16 protein-coding genes are annotated in these 17,753 nt (G+C 45.0%); 12 read left to right on the forward strand and 4 right to left on the reverse strand.

Features of this window, described 5'->3' with window-relative positions:
* Positions 1 to 159 precede the first annotated feature (159 nt).
* A complete protein-coding gene (locus H2O73_RS11715; RefSeq protein WP_182109033.1) occupies positions 160 to 345 on the forward strand; it encodes a hypothetical protein in 186 nt (61 codons plus the stop codon).
* A gap of 91 nt (positions 346 to 436) precedes the next feature.
* Here the strand turns inward: H2O73_RS11715 and maiA are convergent, their stop codons facing one another.
* The 4 genes from maiA to hppD are packed head-to-tail and all read right to left on the reverse strand — an operon-like array spanning position 437 to position 4,309.
* Positions 437 to 1,096, reverse strand: a complete 660-nt coding sequence (gene maiA / locus H2O73_RS11720; RefSeq protein ID WP_182109034.1) for a maleylacetoacetate isomerase — start codon at positions 1,094 to 1,096, stop codon at positions 437 to 439.
* Positions 1,093 to 2,103, reverse strand: coding sequence for a fumarylacetoacetate hydrolase family protein (locus tag H2O73_RS11725; RefSeq protein ID WP_182109035.1), 1,011 nt, complete (start codon positions 2,101 to 2,103; stop codon positions 1,093 to 1,095). The genes maiA and H2O73_RS11725 overlap by 4 nt, the downstream gene beginning before the upstream one ends.
* A gap of 6 nt (positions 2,104 to 2,109) precedes the next feature.
* Positions 2,110 to 3,243: a homogentisate 1,2-dioxygenase gene (locus H2O73_RS11730; RefSeq protein ID WP_182109036.1), complete on the reverse strand. Its 1,134-nt coding sequence runs from the start codon at positions 3,241 to 3,243 to the stop codon at positions 2,110 to 2,112.
* A gap of 1 nt (position 3,244) precedes the next feature.
* Positions 3,245 to 4,309 (reverse strand): 4-hydroxyphenylpyruvate dioxygenase, encoded by a 1,065-nt coding sequence (gene hppD, locus H2O73_RS11735; protein WP_182109037.1) that lies wholly within the window; start codon positions 4,307 to 4,309, stop codon positions 3,245 to 3,247.
* 391 nt (positions 4,310 to 4,700) lie between these two features.
* On the opposite strand from hppD, the gene H2O73_RS11740 reads away from it, so the two are divergent.
* The 11 genes from H2O73_RS11740 (at position 4,701) to H2O73_RS11790 (ending at position 17,685) form a co-directional block, all read left to right on the forward strand.
* Positions 4,701 to 5,807, forward strand: coding sequence for a M20/M25/M40 family metallo-hydrolase (locus tag H2O73_RS11740; protein ID WP_182109038.1), 1,107 nt, complete (start codon positions 4,701 to 4,703; stop codon positions 5,805 to 5,807).
* A 167-nt stretch (positions 5,808 to 5,974) separates the two neighbouring features.
* Positions 5,975 to 6,388, forward strand: a complete 414-nt coding sequence (locus H2O73_RS11745; RefSeq protein ID WP_182109039.1) for a hypothetical protein — start codon at positions 5,975 to 5,977, stop codon at positions 6,386 to 6,388.
* 98 nt (positions 6,389 to 6,486) lie between these two features.
* Complete coding sequence (locus H2O73_RS11750) at positions 6,487 to 7,878, forward strand: TolC family protein (protein ID WP_368737160.1); 1,392 nt, start codon at positions 6,487 to 6,489, stop codon at positions 7,876 to 7,878.
* A 9-nt stretch (positions 7,879 to 7,887) separates the two neighbouring features.
* Complete coding sequence (locus H2O73_RS11755; RefSeq protein ID WP_182109041.1) at positions 7,888 to 9,615, forward strand: efflux RND transporter periplasmic adaptor subunit; 1,728 nt, start codon at positions 7,888 to 7,890, stop codon at positions 9,613 to 9,615.
* Entirely contained in the window at positions 9,612 to 12,740 is a 3,129-nt protein-coding gene (locus H2O73_RS11760) for an efflux RND transporter permease subunit (RefSeq protein WP_182109042.1), read from the forward strand. Before H2O73_RS11755 ends, H2O73_RS11760 begins: the two co-directional genes overlap by 4 nt.
* A 22-nt stretch (positions 12,741 to 12,762) precedes the next feature.
* The gene (gene copI / locus H2O73_RS11765) at positions 12,763 to 13,296 is read left to right on the forward strand and encodes a copper-resistant cuproprotein CopI (protein WP_182109127.1); all 534 of its coding nucleotides are present in this window, start codon (positions 12,763 to 12,765) and stop codon (positions 13,294 to 13,296) included.
* Between the two features lie 450 nt (positions 13,297 to 13,746).
* A complete protein-coding gene (locus H2O73_RS11770) occupies positions 13,747 to 14,190 on the forward strand; it encodes a PTS sugar transporter subunit IIA (RefSeq protein ID WP_182109043.1) in 444 nt (147 codons plus the stop codon).
* A gap of 10 nt (positions 14,191 to 14,200) precedes the next feature.
* A complete protein-coding gene (locus tag H2O73_RS11775; RefSeq protein WP_182109044.1) occupies positions 14,201 to 14,467 on the forward strand; it encodes a PTS sugar transporter subunit IIB in 267 nt (88 codons plus the stop codon).
* Positions 14,468 to 14,478: 11 nt separating this feature from the next.
* Positions 14,479 to 15,831, forward strand: a complete 1,353-nt coding sequence (gene ulaA, locus H2O73_RS11780; protein WP_182109045.1) for a PTS ascorbate transporter subunit IIC — start codon at positions 14,479 to 14,481, stop codon at positions 15,829 to 15,831.
* 64 nt (positions 15,832 to 15,895) lie between these two features.
* On the forward strand, positions 15,896 to 16,747 hold the full coding sequence (locus H2O73_RS11785) for a transketolase (protein WP_182109046.1): 852 nt from the start codon (positions 15,896 to 15,898) through the stop codon (positions 16,745 to 16,747).
* Complete coding sequence (locus H2O73_RS11790) at positions 16,744 to 17,685, forward strand: transketolase family protein (RefSeq protein WP_182109047.1); 942 nt, start codon at positions 16,744 to 16,746, stop codon at positions 17,683 to 17,685. Before H2O73_RS11785 ends, H2O73_RS11790 begins: the two co-directional genes overlap by 4 nt.
* Positions 17,686 to 17,753: the final 68 nt, after the last annotated feature.

Below are 17,753 nucleotides of genomic sequence, written 5' to 3' on the forward strand. Positions count from 1 at the left end.
ATAATTTAATTAGACGTAAAAGTACAAAAACCACGCAAACCATCGACTAAGCAATCGATCTCCCTCTCGCTTCACGTAACAAACAGTTAACCTATAATAACTATTTGTGTCATAATGAACACCTACGATAACTCTTGGTGATAACGGTAGGAGCGTTCCATGTACACGATTGAAGGTATTTGCGACTGGTGTAAAAAGCCTAGCCTGCTTACAAAACATGACTATATTGATGGCTTATTTCATCACTCTTGCAAAGAGTGTTATGACTTTGCAGCACTGGATGTGCGTCAATTCAATATTGCTGAAATTCAGCAAAGAGAACGCCAATCTCAAATGATGCGCTAAAGCGGATACGAATAAACGCCTACAGTTGGCAGCTTATCCGCCAAACCTTCTCTAGTTATAGATCTACCAAGGATGATTTCTATAAAACCACCTACTCGCTAGGTGGTTTTTTTATTGGTGAATCCGGTTGATACTGAGGGGCTGCTAGCATGAAAGCGCTAATTTCATTTAAAGAATAATACAAGCGCTCAATGGTCGGATACTGGCTAATATCAACATCAAATCGTAAAGCGTTATACACCTGCGGAACCAAGCAGACATCAACTAACGAAACTTGTGCACCAACACTGTAGACACCGGCAGTGTGTCTTAACTTGTCATCCAACGCGCTAAAGCCAACCATTATCCAGTGCCTCAACCAATCCAACTCATCCTGCTTATCAAACTCAGCATGGTTAATTAAGTATTGCTGCACTCTGAGGTTATTGAGGGGATGGATATCAACCGCGATATCTTGCGCCAACTCCTTTACCTTGTAGCGCACTTCACCATGTAAAGGGATCAGCATTGGCTCTGGGTATTGCTCGTCTAAATAGTCCAAAATGGTCAACGATTGACTTATGCTAATGCCACCATCTACCAACACGGGGACTAGCTCATTAACATTGATACGGTGAAACTCTTCGCTGTGTTGCTGTCCACCATCTTTAACCAGATTCACAGCACAGTATTCATAAGGGATTTTTTTAAGGTTCAGCGCGATTCTTACTCGATACGCAGCCGATGAACGCCAGTAGCCATATAACTTCATAGTTTTTCTACCACCCTTTGTTCTATGGCACCAAACAAGCTGTTTCCTTGTGCATCTAGCATTTCAATTTTAATTTGGTCCCCAAAATGCATAAATGTGGTGCTCGGACTGCCATCGCGTATGGTTTCAATCATACGTATCTCAGCAATGCAGGAATAACCCACGCCACCTTCACTGATCGATGTGCCGAAATCGGTGCCTTGTTTATTAGAGACTGTCCCTGAACCAATTATAGTGCCTGCCGAGAGAGGGCGAGTTTTTGCGGCGTGTTTTATTAACTGACTAAAATCAAACGTCATGTCTTGCCCTGCATTCGGGCAGCCAAATATTTGCCCGTTGTAATAGCTGCGCAGCGGTAAGTGAAGCTTGTTACCACGCCATGCATCACCGAGTTCATCAGGTGTAATGGCAACCGGTGAAAAGCTTGACGAGGGCTTGGATTGATAAAAACCAAAACCTTTGGCAAGTTCTGCTGGTATCAAGCTGCGCAGGGAAACATCATTGACTAACATTAATAGCCGCACTGCTCTACCCGACTCTTCTTCCCCTGCGCCCATCGCGACATCATCCGTCACCACAGCAATTTCCGCTTCGAAATCAATCCCCCACGATTCGCTCGAAAAAGCGATATCATCACAAGGACCAATGAATGTATCTGACCCGCCTTGGTACATTAACGGGTCGATCCAAAAGCTCTCTGGTATTTCTGCGCCACGCGCTTTGCGAACTAGCTCAACATGGTTAACGTAAGCACTGCCGTCTGCCCAATGATATGCACGAGGAAATGGTGATTCGCAGTGCGCTGAGTCAAAAGTGAATCCTTCAATAATGCCACGATTCAAATCGTTATAGACCTCTTCCAATAGCGGTGCACAATGTGACCAACTATCTAAAACATGCTGCAAGGTATTGGCGATATTAGGAACAGCAACACAACGCGTCAGCTCACGATTAACCACCACGAACATGCCATCTCTGGTTTTATTTTTTAGGGTTGCAAATTTCATCTGTCCTCACTTACTCTCTCGCCAACTGTAGACATAGTCAGGCTGTTCCACCTGCTTCGCTTGCTCTGAAAAAGCTAGGGCATGGCGGGTGTCAATCATCACCGCCACCTCATCCGTGCGCTTTTTCTGATAGGCAAGACCAGCAGCAAAGGCTTTAGGATGGGGTCCATGAGTAAAGCCCGCCGGGTGGAATGTCACCATCCCCGCTTCAATGTTATCGCGGCTAAAAAAATCACCTTCGTGATAAAACAGCACTTCATCGTAATCATCATTGTTATGATAAAACGGTACTTTCAGCGCGCCGGGATCACTTTCAATCGGTCGTGGTACAAAAGTGCAAACCACAAACCCGTCACCGACGAATGTCGTATGTGCTGACGGAGGCAAATGGTAACGATGCGACATTAATGGTCGTATATCTCGCCAGTTCAGTCGGACAACCGAAAGATCCCCATGCCAGCCAATCGCATCAAGTGGGTTAAATGGGTAAGTAATGGTGCTGACTTCACCATGCCGTTTGACTTTTACTTGCGTCATCGACTCGCTGTATTGCGCTTTAAATGCTTTGTTGATTGCGGGGACATCCAGCACCGCAGGGTCAAACACCGCATGTTGTCCCACCATGCCCTTGTCAGGCAATGAATAAGCGCCGTCACTGTTTTCAATCATCAAAATGAACATTGGCTGATGAGGCTCTAATCGCCAATTGGTCGAGCGCGGGATCAGCACATAGTCGCCTTCCACCACGCTTAAGTGACCATAATCGCAGTAAAGCTCAGCACTGCCTTTATGAATGAATAACAGCTCATCGCCATCGGCATTGCGCGCCAGAAATGGCATTGCTTGCTGTAGTTGCCACACTCTAATTTTGCATTGCTGGTTTGACAGTAGCAAAGGTACATCCCAAGGCGATAACTGCGCAGAATCACTCACTTGATTAAAGTTGAATGCTCTTGGTCTTAGCTCTCCCTCCCAATCACTCCAACCGGTTGGCGGGTGCTTATGATGAAAATGCGCAGCAGGACCAAAAAAACCAGCACGCCCAGCCTCTCGCTCATAGATCCCTTCGGTGGGGAAATCAGCGTGAGCCTGTTTTGAGCAAATCCCTTCTCGATGAGGATAAGTAATCCCTTTACGCATCCTATAGCACTCCTCGTCTGATCTGATCTTCTTCTATCGATTCAAACAACGCTTTAAAATTACCCTCACCAAAGCCTTGATTGCCTTTGCGCTGAATGATCTCGAAGAACACTGGACCAATCACCGTTTGGGTGAAAATTTGCAGTAAAATGCCATCTTTCATTGGTGCGCCATCAATCAATATGCGCAGATCTTTCAACTGTTCAAGATCTTCACTATGCCCCTCAACGCGTTGATTGACCTTTTCATAGTAAGTATCTGGGGTTGGCATGAAATCCATACCTCGCTCGCGCAGTGTTTTAACAGTGTGGTAAATATCGTCAGTACTCAACGCGATATGCTGGATGCCTTCGCCGTTGTACTCGCGGATAAACTCTTCTATCTGCGATTTATCATCAGATGACTCATTGATAGGAATACGTATTTTGCCGCAAGGTGCGGTCATCGCTCGACTCACCAAGCCGGTAAGTTTGCCTTCAATATCAAAATAGCGAATTTCACGGAAGTTACCGATACGTTCGTAAAAGCCAGACCAAGTATCCATATGCCCTTGTTTAACATTATGGGTTAGATGGTCTATCTCAAGTAAGCCCACCGACTGCTGCTGACACTTTGACTCGGCATCTTCATAAAAGCAGAAATCAACGTCATAGATACTCTGTTCACCGTAACGGTCAACAAAATAAATCAGGCTGTCACCTATGCCATAAATCGCCGGAATGGAAAGCTCCATTGGTCCTATTTCTGTCACGTATCGCTTCGCACCGTTAGCAAGTGCATGTTCTAGCGCTACTGAGCTGTCTTTAACCCGAAATGCCATGCCACAAACTGAAGGTCCATGCAGACGTGAAAAGGCTTCGGCTTGACTATGAGGTTGAGCATTAACTACAAAACTGATGTCTCCCTGCTGATACAGCCATGCCTGTTTAGAGCGGTGCTTGGCAATTTCTGCAAAGCCCAATGACGTGAAAAGGGCTTTTAGCGCGTCAATGCCTTTTTCATCTGCTGCGGTATATTCAACAAACTCAAATCCATCTGTCCCTAGCGGGTTTAACAATTGATCCATAATCTTTCCCTGCCGTTAATATTGAAAATATCAAAAGCACATGTGCTGATATAAAAATGAGCAATAACAGCCAATAAGGGTAATTTTTTGTTATAAAAATCTTGCAGGAAAAACACGCTTTTTGCGTAAATTTCACCAAAATGAAATTAGTTGAACTCACTAATTAATTGAATAGAAAGCAGAAAAAGCCCACAAGCAATGTAACAAATATTTTACATTTAATTGCTGTGCTTTGTTTCTCACCCACTTGCTTGCGCAAATGAAATAGAACACATATTGACCAACTCAAGTGCCAACACCCAATTTAGGTAAGAACATTGATTTACCTCAGGGTTTGCTGGGGGAACTTAGGGGTATGTTAACCGCCTCTGTACCCTAGTGAGATATAACAATGACACAAATTAACCGTGACCGTTTGGTTGAGCATTTTTGCCAACTGATCAAAATTGACAGTGAATCCGGCTTTGAAAAAGAGATCGCTGAAACGCTAGCTGAGCAACTTGGTGAGATGGGCTTTACTGTGCACAAGCTGCCAGTACCTGAGCAATACACCAATGGTTTCAACGTATACGCTCGCCTTGATGGCAAAATCGAAGATAGCGTTGTGCTTAGCTGCCATATGGATACGGTTACTCCAGGTAAAGGCATTGAACCAATCATCGAAGACGGCGTTATCCGCTCTAAGGGCAACACCATTTTGGGTGGCGATGATAAATCAGGTATCGCGGCAATTATGGAAGCTGTACGCTGTATTCAAGCTGAAAACCTAGAACACAAAACTATCGAAATCGCCTTCACAGTGCATGAAGAAGGTGGCTTACGCGGTTCTGAGCACTTTGATATGAACATGATTCAGTCAAACAAAGCGATTGTGTTAGATACAGGCGGTCCTATTGGCACCATCGTTAACGCTGCACCTGGTCAACAGAAAATTGTAGCAACAATTAAAGGTCGCCCTGCGCACGCAGGTCTTGCACCAGAAGAAGGCATCAGTGCTATCAGCGTTGCAGCGGATGCTATTACGCAAATGAAACTGCTACGTATTGACGAAGAAACCACAGCCAACATTGGTATTGTCGAAGGTGGTAACGCGACAAACATCGTTATGCCTGAGCTTAAGATAATCGCCGAAGCTCGCTCTCTCAACGATGAGAAGCTAACTAAGCAAGTTGATCATATGATTGAAACTTTCCAAGCGGCAGCAGCAAAACACGGTGCGGAAGTAGAGATTGAATCAACTCGTGCATACAACGCCTTCGTTCTTGATGATGCACACCCACATATTGAACAAGTTAAAGCGTCGTTCAGCGCTATCGGAGCTGAGCCTAATACCAAAGCAACTGGCGGCGGTAGCGATGCCAACAACTTCAACAAACTGGGTTTAACCACGGTTAATATTTCAACGGGTATGGCGAAAGTACACACCACCGAAGAGTACATCGCGATTGATGACATGGTAAAAGTGACTGAGTTTGTTAAGCACTACTTAACCCACTAAGTTTTCAAGCCATCAAAAATATTGAGATGACGTGGCGAATATCCAGCCACACCTCGCTCAATTAACAGCCAAAGCCCAAGATAACACGATTATGTTGGGCTTTTTTCTTGACCTTACCCTAGGGGAAAGGATTATTTTAAAAGCGTTATTTTCAAATTGGTATCAGCATGCACGCACACTCTTTGCGTACAATTTGGTTAGTATTGCTTACGTCTTTGGCGCTGATCGCGTCAAGTTTGGCGTCAGCAAAAACACTGATGCCGATTCAAATGTTGCAAGCAAGCCAAAACGCAACAGAGCACTGTGCCACGATGGATGGCATGACTGCCTCCCAACCATCAAAAATGTCACTACATCATCAAATGATGAGTGCAAAGCCAACCCTGACCGATTTTGACTGCGCGAATAGTAGCGACTTACAGCATGATTGTTGCGATACCACCTGCATCAGTGTGGTTGCAACCCTACTCACTCACCCAACTCCCCTTGCCCAACTAAGCGGCTCTTGCTCTTATCCTATTGAAGCAACGCGAAACATTGTTAAAGTTTCCCGCTCGCTCTATCGCCCACCTAGTGCCTAATTTTCTATTCATGAATTAACCATTAGCCGGTTATTTTCGGCTAACAAACTATGACGTCTGATCGCGCTTATACGCGTCAGCAATGAATGGATTGTATTGTGAATATTAAGCACAACTTGATCACGCTTAGCCTAATTTTGGCTACGGGACTAACGACCCCTGCTTTGGCGCACGACCAAAGCCACTCTGATATAAATTTAGCGACGAGCTCTCAAGCCATGAGCAATGTTTCCCAACAAACGTTGCAGCAAATTATCAACATCGCATTGGAGCAAGATGCCAGCCGCGCTCAACTGATGGCGCAATCACAAGCGACATTAAGCAGCGGGCAAGCAAAAGCCACCTTAATGGACCCAACCATCAAGTTAGGTTTTAGCGGCATACCCGTTGACAGCTTTCGTTTGGACCAAGATCCAATGAGTAACGTTTCACTGGGAATAATGCAAAAATTCGACCGTGGCGATACGATTGAACTGCAATCAAACCAAGCACATTACCAATCTCACGCGGTGGAAAGGCAAGCGAGTGCGCGTGAACGCGAAGTGATTGCGACAGTTACCACTGTGTGGATAGAACTGGGCTACAACCAAAAAACTTACGCCATTTTGCAACAACAGAAGCAATGGCTAAGCCAATTAGTTGAGAGCCTTAGTGCGAACTACGCTCTTGGTCTAACCGAGTCTCAAGATGTGATTAGCACACAACTCAAAGTGAGCCAATTGGAGCAAAAGCTGGTCGCTAACCTGCAAATGCAGCAAAAACTTCGCGCCCAGCTTTCCGAATGGTTAGGCCATGAATGGTTGCAAAATAACACTCAATTAGTGGCAAGCAATCAACTCAATTGGTCTTCTTTGGATGAGAACGTCAACGAGCTTGCTGACCCTCAAATGCGTTATACCCTGCTGATGCAGCACCCTATCATACAATCAATTGATGCCTCTGTAGAAAGTGCTAAGACCCAAGTAGCGATTGCTGAAGAAGCCTACGCGCCACAATTTGGGCTTGAAGTCATGTACGCCCACCGTGAAGCCAACAACATGCGTGGAGAGCCTGCCCCCGACATGGTCAGCGCCTACCTCACCATGGACATCCCACTCTTTACTGGCAACAAGCAAGATAAAGCGCTGGAAGCTGCGCAGTATCAAGTTGGTGCCAGCCAATCCCAACGTGATGCCTGGCTTTCTCGCTTGGAAGCTCAATTGTCGGTGCTGCTTTCTGACCGCGAGCACACACAGCAAAGAATTCAGCGTTTCCACGACACGCTACTCAAACAAGCCCAAGCCCAACTGGATACGGTAGAACGTGGTTACCAAAACAACCGCGCTAGCTTTAGTGACATTGTCACTAGCTCAACAAGTCTTCTCACCATTGAGCTTGAACTACAAAGACTGATCACTGATCTCAATCTCACCAATAACCAGATAACCAGCCTCATCGGTGACGATTTAAACATTAAACAACTCTCAAATACATCAGCTGCGCGCTACTAGGAGCAACGCATGAAAACATTCAAAGTCGCATCGATTGCCCTTCTGGTAGGTGGTGCTTTAGGTTTTGTCGCTAATCAATGGCTAATGCCATCCTCTCATACAATGGCTTCTAGTCATGCACAGGAACCAGGCTCAACCGAACATGATTCGGCGAAAGATGAGCCTCTCTACTGGGTCGCTCCAATGGATCCAAACTATCAGCGTGACAAACCCGGTAAGTCCCCAATGGGTATGGATTTAATCCCAGTCTATGCCGAAGAAACAAAGGGAGACTCCCAGATCGAGGGAACGGTAACAATCTCGGCTGCGGTAGAAAACAACCTTGGCGTTAAAACCGCTTTGGTTGAGAAACAACCACTAAAACCCGTGATTGACGCAGTTGGTTACATCGCGTTTGATGAAAGTACCTTGTGGCAAACCAACGTACGCGTCAGTGGTTGGGTTGAGCAGCTCAACGTCAATGCTGTGGGTGAAAAAGTGACCCGCGGAGAAGTGTTGTTCACCTTCTATTCTCCTGATCTTGTCAAAGCCCAAGAAGAGTTATTAAACGCCAAACGTACTGGGCGAAAAGCATTGATTCAAGGCGCCAAAGATAGGCTTGCGTCACTCGGTGTTGATAACACACAAATTGAACAAATCTATCGTTCAGGCAAAGCCAAGCAGCAAGTGGAAATCAAAGCCATTGCGGACGGCGTCATTGCCACACTCAACATTCGTGAAGGGGCTTACCTTTCACCATCACAAACCGTCATCAGCGCCGGTCCACTTGAGCATGTATGGGTAGACGTTGAATTGTTTGAAAGACAGTCCCATTGGGTGAGCGCAGGCAGCCAAGCGGATATGACACTGGAAGCGATTGCGGGAAAATCATGGCAAGGCAGTGTCGACTATGTTTACCCCATTCTTGACCCTAAGACACGAACGCTACGAGTAAGACTGAAGTTTGACAACCCCAATGGTGAACTCAAACCCAATATGTTCGCTAAGATTGCACTCAAACCCACCACTGACCAAGCCGTCTTGACCATCCCACGTTCAGCGGTGATCCGCTCCGGAGAGATGACCCGCGTGGTTTTGGCTCTGGGCGATGGTCAATTCCGCTCAGCCCGCATCAAAGTGGGTCGTGAAGCTGGCGCTCGAATTGAAGTATTACAAGGGCTGGCGATTGACGAACGCATAGTCACCTCTGCGCAATTTATGCTCGATTCAGAATCAAGCCAAAGTGCCGACCTATCCCGTATCAATGGCACTGACGTTACCGACGATCGTGCTTGGGCAACAGGTAAGATCAATAATATTATGCTCGACCACCGCATGTTGACCATCAACCACCAGCCGGTAGCTCAATGGAATTGGCCAGGTATGGTGATGGATTTCACCGTCGCAGAGAGCGTCAATATCCAATCACTAAAACAAGGGGATTCCATTGAGTTTGAAATGGCAAAAACCCACCAAGGTCAATATCAAGTCACCGAGATAAAACCCGCTCTACCAGCAAGCAGTGAGAAATGGATTGAAGGCACCATCACCATGTTAATGGCTGACTTTAATATGATCACCCTATCTCACCAAGCGGTCCCTGATTGGCAATGGCAAATAGGTGAGCAGAATTTTACTGTCAGCGATAACTTTGATCTTTCTCCGTTTAAAGAAGGTCAACAGATTCGGTTTCTAGTTAAAAATGAAGCGGGAGAATGGTCACTCAAACAGATTGAAGCACAAGGAGGCGAACAATGATTGGCGCGATTATTCGTTGGTCCATCAACAACCGGTTCTTAGTGTTGGTTGCCTCTATTTTGCTGACCTTAGCGGGGCTATACAGTGTAAAAAACACCCCTGTCGATGCCATTCCGGATCTGTCAGACGTGCAGGTGATCATTAAAACCAGTTACCCAGGACAAGCTCCTCAGGTAGTGGAAGACCAAGTCACCTACCCACTGACTACCGCTATGCTCGCCGTGCCCGGAGCAGAAACCGTTCGTGGTTATTCGTTCTTTGGCGACTCTTACGTTTACATCATTTTTAATGATGATACTGACATGTACTGGGCACGTTCGCGTGTGTTGGAGTATTTAAGCCAAGTTGCACCTAACCTGCCATCGCAAGCAAAACCAACCTTAGGACCAGACGCCACCGGTGTGGGTTGGGTCTACAGCTATGTACTGCAAGACAAGACTGGCAAGCATGATCTAGCCGAACTGCGCAGCCTACAAGATTGGTTTTTGAAATACGAGCTGCAAACTGTCGCAGGCGTGTCTGAAATTGCCACTGTCGGTGGCATGGTAAAACAGTACCAAGTACAAATAGACCCAGCCAAGCTGCGCGCTTATGACTTAACACTGCAACTGATAAACAGTGCAATAAACGATGGTAACCAAGAAACGGGCGCGTCAGTCATTGAAGTTGCAGAAGCTGAGCACATGGTGCGCACCACGGGATATTTAAGCAGTATTGAAGACTTAAAAGCACTACCGCTCAAAGTCACCGCCAACGGTACACCACTATTATTGGGTGATGTCGCTGACATTAACCTTGGTCCACAAATGCGCCGTGGGATCTCAGAGTTTAATGGTGAAGGAGAAGCGGTGGGTGGCGTAGTGGTAATGCGCTTTGGTGAAAATGCTAGCCAAGTAATTGAGAACGTCAAAGCTAAACTCGCTGAATTGCAAAGCGGTTTGCCAGAAGGTGTGGAAATTGTCACGACCTACGATCGCTCCACCTTAATTAACGCAGCCGTTGATAACCTTTGGCAAAAATTGGCTGAAGAGTTCTTAGTGGTGGCGGTGGTTTGTGCGCTGTTTCTATTCCACATCCGCTCATCATTGGTTATTGCAATTAGCTTACCTATCGGTATTTTGTCGGCGTTTATTGTGATGCATTGGCAAGGTATTAACGCCAACATTATGTCATTAGGTGGCATTGCCATCGCCATTGGCGCCATGGTCGATGGGGCAATAGTGATGATAGAAAACGTCCATAAGCATATAGAACGAACACCACTTACCGATGAAAACCGCTGGCAAGTCATTGGTAAAGCGGCAGAAGAAGTGGGTGCCCCGCTGTTCTTCTCACTGTTGATCATCACCTTAAGTTTTGTGCCTGTGTTTGCCTTAGAGGGTCAAGAAGGCAAGATGTTCTCGCCTCTCGCCTTTACCAAATCTTATGCCATGGCTGCCGCAGCGGGATTAGCGATAACTCTAGTGCCCGTTTTGATGGGTTACTTCATCCGAGGCAAGGTGCTGCCCGAACATAAAAACCCAATCAACCGTGGTTTGGTCGCACTGTATCGCCCCTTGCTCAACCTCAGCCTGACTTATCCTAAACTCATCATTACGCTGGCATTGGTGTTACTTGCTTCGGCATATTACCCAACCAAACAACTGGGCAGTGAATTTATCCCCCCTTTGGACGAAGGCGATTTGATGTACATGCCGACTACCTACCCGGGGATATCTATAGGTAAGGCTCGTGAGCTTTTGCAACAAACCAATAAGCTAATAAAAACCGTACCTGAAGTGGATACCGTTTGGGGTAAAATTGGGCGGGCAGAAACAGCAACTGACCCAGCGCCTTTAACCATGATTGAAACGACGATTCAGTTGAAACCCCGTGACCAATGGCGAGAAGGTGTCACAACTCAGTCACTGCGCAAAGAGTTAGATCAATTGATTCAGTTTCCTGGGTTAACCAACGCTTGGGTAATGCCAATAAAAACCCGAATCGACATGTTAGCCACTGGGATTAAAACCCCAATCGGGATAAAAATTTCCGGTCCGGATCTAAAGCAAATAGAACAAATTGGCGCACAAATAGAGCCAATTCTAAACCCAATAGCAGGCACCACTTCTGTGTATGCCGAAAGGGTTGCTGGCGGACGTTACGTGACGATTGATATAGAACGCAAACAAGCCGCGCGCTATGGGTTAAGCATCAAAGATATTCAACAAGTGATTGCGACTGCCGTAGGAGGTATGAAAGTTGGCGAAACCGTTGAAGGCTTAGAGCGTTACCCGATCAATGTTCGCTACCCACAAGAGTACCGTGATTCGGTGGTGAAACTGCAAAACTTACCGTTAGTGACACCAAATGGTGCTCGTATTGCGCTCGCCGACGTGGCCGATATTCGCTACGAAGATGGCCCACCGATGATCAAAACTGAAAATGCACGCCCGAACGGCTGGGTGTTTGTGGATATTGAAAGTCGCGATCTTGGCTCTTACGTGGTGGAAGCTCAACAAGCCGTAGCCGATCAACTTCAACTGCCTGCGGGTTATTCACTGACTTGGTCAGGGCAATATGAATACATGGAGCGCGCTAAACAGCGCCTAAGTGTGGTCGTACCCATTACCTTAGCGATTATTGTCCTACTGCTTTATTTGAGCTTCCGCCGCGTGGGCGAAGTGATGATCATCATGTCTACCCTGCCATTAGCGATGGTGGGTGGTTTGTGGTTAATGCATTGGCTTGGTTACAACTTCTCCATTGCCGTTGGTGTCGGCTTTATCGCCCTTGCTGGCGTGGCAGTAGAAATAGGCGTGATTATGTTGGTTTATCTCAACCAAGCATGGAACGAGCGCAAGCAACTCGCTCAAGGCAGCCAGCAACCATTGTTACAAGAAGACCTCAATTACGCCATTAGCCAAGGCGCTGGGCTACGCGTGCGCCCAGTGATGATGACCGTCAGCACGGTAATCATTGGTCTTATCCCAATTATGTACGGACATGGTACTGGCTCAGAGGTAATGCAGCGTATCGCCGCTCCTATGATTGGCGGAATGGCTTCGGCACTGCTGCTTACCCTGCTCGTACTACCCGCCATATTCAAACTATGGAAACAACACGAACTTAATCGCCTCAAGTAAAAATGAATGAATAAAGGAAATGATAATGAAAACAACACTACTGATTGCACTTAGCCTAACCACCAGCATGGCATTTGCCGCGAATGACCAAATGAATCATGCCAATATGACGCATAACACAATGAACCACCAACAAATGGATCACAGTAAAATGGACCACAGTATGATGAGCATGCCGGGGATGTCAGCAGTTGGTATGCCCGCTAAAGGTGCAAAAGCAGATAAAGTGGTACACGTCATTCTTAGTGACGACAAAGCAATCCAATTTAAAAATGAGGTCACTATTGAGCCAAATGATGTGGTGCAATTTGTGATCATGAATACTGGCAATCAAGCCCATGAGTTTGCGATTGGCTCAGAAAAAGAGCTGGCGACACACCGCAAAATGATGAGCCAAATGGCGAGTATGGAACACGACACTAACAACTCAATCATCATTGAAGCGAAAAAAGCACGTCAGTTTACTTGGCATTTCCACGGAGAAAACCAAGTCGTCATAGACTGCAATATTGATGGGCACAAACGACATGCTAAGCCACTTAATTTGAGTCTTTAGTGGCTGAATTATAAATAATTTAGTCTAAGAGTAACCTGTTCTATTATTAATAGAGAAGATAGGCAGGTTGCTCAAAACAATCTCATCACGTATATATTTATTCCTAGAGTATTCGTACGAATACATCATGAATTACAGCACACTGCAATCAATAGTACACTATATATCTCTTCCATTTAATTCTATACATAGAAAGCTCGCAAACGAGACATTAAATAATTCAATCAACGTCTTCCCATATATCACCAATTTATTGCTAAAAACCACACTTAGATCTCACAACACAGTTAAAGATAATAAATACTACAAATTCGTGACCAAAAAAACATTGACAGAATATTTTTTGTCAGTTCTGAATTATTGAGACCATTGTCACCTTATTTTCCAAATATCTCTTATAGCATAACCTGTATAGACAGCTTTTGACGTATTAATGGTTGAGGTGCAAATATGCTTTCAAGTTTACTTTGCGAACAACGAATTAACATTGTTGATGAAGTTTCAGATTGGCAAACAGCTATTAACTTGGTATGTAAGCCTCTACTCAAATCAGGTGATATCACACCTGAATATGTTGACTCCATTATTAATGCAACCTATGAGCTTGGTCCTTATTATGTCCTTGCTCCAATGATCGCAATGCCTCACGCTCGCCCAGAGCAAGGTGTTATCAATAATTCCCTATCTCTTCTTGTCGTACGTAACGGTGTCGAATTTCACAGCGAAGATAATGACCCTGTAAAAATTCTCCTACTGCTTGCAGCAAAAGACAGTAATCAACACATTGAGCTAATCACTTCAATTTCAACGTTCTTCTGCAATGAAGAAGACGCTCTAAAAGTAATTAAAGCCACAAAAAATAAGCAAATTTTAGAAATAATCAATAAATATTGAGGAAAAGTCTATGCGTATTATGGCGGTATGTAGCACTGGTTTAGGTTCTTCTTTCATGATTGAAATGAAAGTAAAAGAAGTTTTGCATGAACTGGGTATTGATGCAGAGGTTGAGCACACTGATCTTGGTTCTGTTACTCCTGATATGGCAGATGTTTTTATTTGCACAAAAGATCTCGCAGATAGCATCCACGCTGGCGATGTCATTTCAATTCCAAATATTACGGACAAAGCCGCAATGAAAGAAAAAATTGAGGCTTACTTAAATAACGACTAAAGGAATTCATTATGCTCCATTTCATTACTGATATTCTTAGTACCCCTGCAATATTAATTGGCTTGGTCGCATTGCTGGGCTTAGCCATTCAAAAAAAATCAAGCTCAGACATTATTAAAGGTTCAGTTAAAACAGTTCTAGGTTTTATTGTTCTTGGTGGTGGTGCAGGTATTTTAGTTGCAGCAGTTACACCTATGGGTGTGTTGATGGAACAAGGTTTCAATCTTCGTGGTGTTATTCCAAACAACGAGGCTATTTATGCAACAGCAATGGCAGATTTTGGCGCCTCTACCTCTTTGATCATGGCTTTTGGTATGGTGGCCAATATTTTCTTTGCTCGCTATTCAAAATTTAAATACATATTTTTGACCGGGCATCACACATTGTATATGGCATGTATGGTTGCCATTATTTTGAGTGTGGCAGGCTTTAGTGGTGTCATGCTTGTTGTCCTTGGTTCTATAACACTTGGGCTTGTTATGGTGTTATTCCCTGCAATGGCTCAACCATTTATGCGTAAGATCACTGGCAGTGATGACGTCGCATTTGGGCATTTCTCAACTGTAGGTTATGTCGCATCTGGTCTAGTCGGTCAATTGGTAGGCAAAGGTTCAAAAAGTACCGAAGAGATGAATTTACCGAAGAATCTTGTCTTTCTTCGTGATTCATCGATCTCGATTTCGATAACAATGGGCATTATTTACTTAGTTCTTGTGCTGGCTGCAGGATTTGATTTTGTAACTGAGAACTTAAGTAACGGACAAAACCCTATTGTTTACGCAATCCTCACTGCTATCGGGTTTGCTGCTGGTGTATTCGTTATCCTTCAAGGTGTGCGCCTAATTCTTGCCGAAATAGTACCCGCTTTTACTGGTATTTCACAAAAATTAGTACCGAACGCTAAGCCAGCTCTAGACTGCCCTATTGTATTTCCATACGCACAGAACGCAGTTCTTGTCGGTTTCCTATGCAGCTTCCTTGGCGGCTTGGTAAGCATGGGTGTTTTAGGTGTGATGGAGCTTACCCTTATTCTGCCTGGTGTTGTACCTCACTTCTTTACTGGCGCTACTGCTGGTGTATTTGGGAATGCAACAGGTGGACGTCGAGGTGCCGCTATCGGATCATTCATCAATGGTGTGGTAATCACGTTCCTAACTCTGTGGCTACTACCGGTACTTGGCGACCTTGGTTTTGCCAACACAACATTCTCTGATTCTGATTTTGCCGTAACAGGTATCTTTCTTGGTTACTTAGCCCTGATTGGTAAAGAAGCTGTCATCATAGGTATTGCTATAGTGGCTGGGGTCGTATTGAGCACTAACTTCTTCGACAAAAAATCCTCCAACACCGCAGAAAACATCTAGCAACACACTGGGTGAGCATAAACGGCTCACCCGCCTTTCCCCGCCGAATATATAAGAGGTTTATATGCAGACTCAAGCTATGCAGGTACCACTCGACTTGCGCCAAATTGAATCTTTCAATTTAGCGATAAAAAAAGAAATGTCTCAGGCACTTTTAAATATGGGGTACGGACATTTTGGTGGTTGCCTTTCTGTAACGGAAACTCTCGCTTGCTTATATGGTCATTACCTAAAGCACGATCCACAAAACCCAAAACTGATAGATCGTGATCTGTTTGTTCTCTCTAAAGGTCATGCAGGTCCTGCTCTCTATGCAACACTAGCGCTACGGGGGTTCTTTGACCTCTCTTGGCTCCAAACCATTAATGCGAATGGCACAAATCTCCCAAGTCATGCTGATATGAATAAAACACCAGGAGTCGACATGACCACAGGTTCACTTGGTCAAGGGATATCATGTGCGACAGGTATGGCGGTAGGTAGTAATTCAAATGTATTTACCATCGTCGGTGATGGCGAGCTTCAAGAAGGTCAATGCTGGGAAGCTGTTCAATTCGCGGCTCACTATAAACTCAGCAACCTTGTTGTATTTGTTGATAACAATAAACGCCAACTCGATGGAGCACTAACTGATATACAAGAACCGTTCGATCTGCAGCAAAAATTCGCGGCTTTTGGCTTCAAATCACTGACGGTCGACGGTGGTAATATCGCAGAAATTTGTAATGGTATAGAACAAGCGCTCGCTACAACCGACAAACCGACTGCCATTATTCTCGATACGGTAAAAGGACAAGGATTAAAAACGGTCGTTGATATTCCTGCAAATCATCACCTGCGCATTGATGACAATCTTCGCGTAGCAATTGAAGCCGACATCACTTTGTTAGAGAGCACAATTGAGGAGTTAAAATGAGTCAAGAACTTCGAGTTATTCACACTGAAATGCTAATGGAACTCGCTCATGAACATGATGAAGTAATGGTGCTGGAAGCCGATTTGATGGGTAGCATGAGCACCGGCAAATTCGCAGAAGCACACCCCAATAAATTCCTCCAATGTGGTATAGCAGAAGCGAATATGATCGGCGTCGCTGCTGGTCTATCTGCGGTGGGTAAGGTTCCATTCGTGCATTCATTTGGCTGTTTTGCAACTCGCCGTTGTTACGATCAAGTCTTTCTTGCTGGCGGATATGCTCAGCAGCATCTCAATATATTTGGTAGTGACGCAGGCGTAACAGCCGTCGCAAACGGCGGAACACACATGCCATTTGAAGATACAGGACTGATGCGGCTTGTACCTAACTCAACGGTTATCGATGTATCAGACGAATACGTCCTACGCGCAGCCATGCGGTATGCCTACCACCACCGAGGTGTAAACTATATCCGTTCAACTCGAAAAGATCTGCCTCATTTATATCAATCAGAATACGATATTGAAATTGGTAAAGGTAATGTGCTGAAAGAGGGAGCGACAATCACTTTAGTCGCTTCGGGCATCTGCGTACATGATGCAATGCAAGCAGCAAGCATCATTGAAGAAAAAACCGTTCATAAAGTCGCTGTTATTGATATGCATACCATCAAACCACTAGATGTAGATTTGCTCGCTGAGTATGCCGAGAAAACTGGACGCATCATCACCATTGAAAACCATAACGTAACTGGCGGCTTAGGTGATGCTGTCGCAAGCGTACTCCTCTCTTCAGGTGTCACTATAAAGAGCTTTTGCAAGCTGGGGGTTCAAGAGCAGTTCGGACAAGTAGGTTCACTCGATTTCTTAAAACAAACATACGGAATTAGTGCTGAGAAAATCGCAGAATCTTGTTTAAATATTCTCAACAAGCACTAACCAGTACTTATTATTCGACTTAGTCTATGAGGTAAAAAACTTTTTCTAACGCTAAGGCTCACATATAC

The organism is Vibrio marinisediminis (assembly GCF_014050145.1).
Classification (GTDB): Bacteria; Pseudomonadota; Gammaproteobacteria; order Enterobacterales; family Vibrionaceae; genus Vibrio; species Vibrio marinisediminis.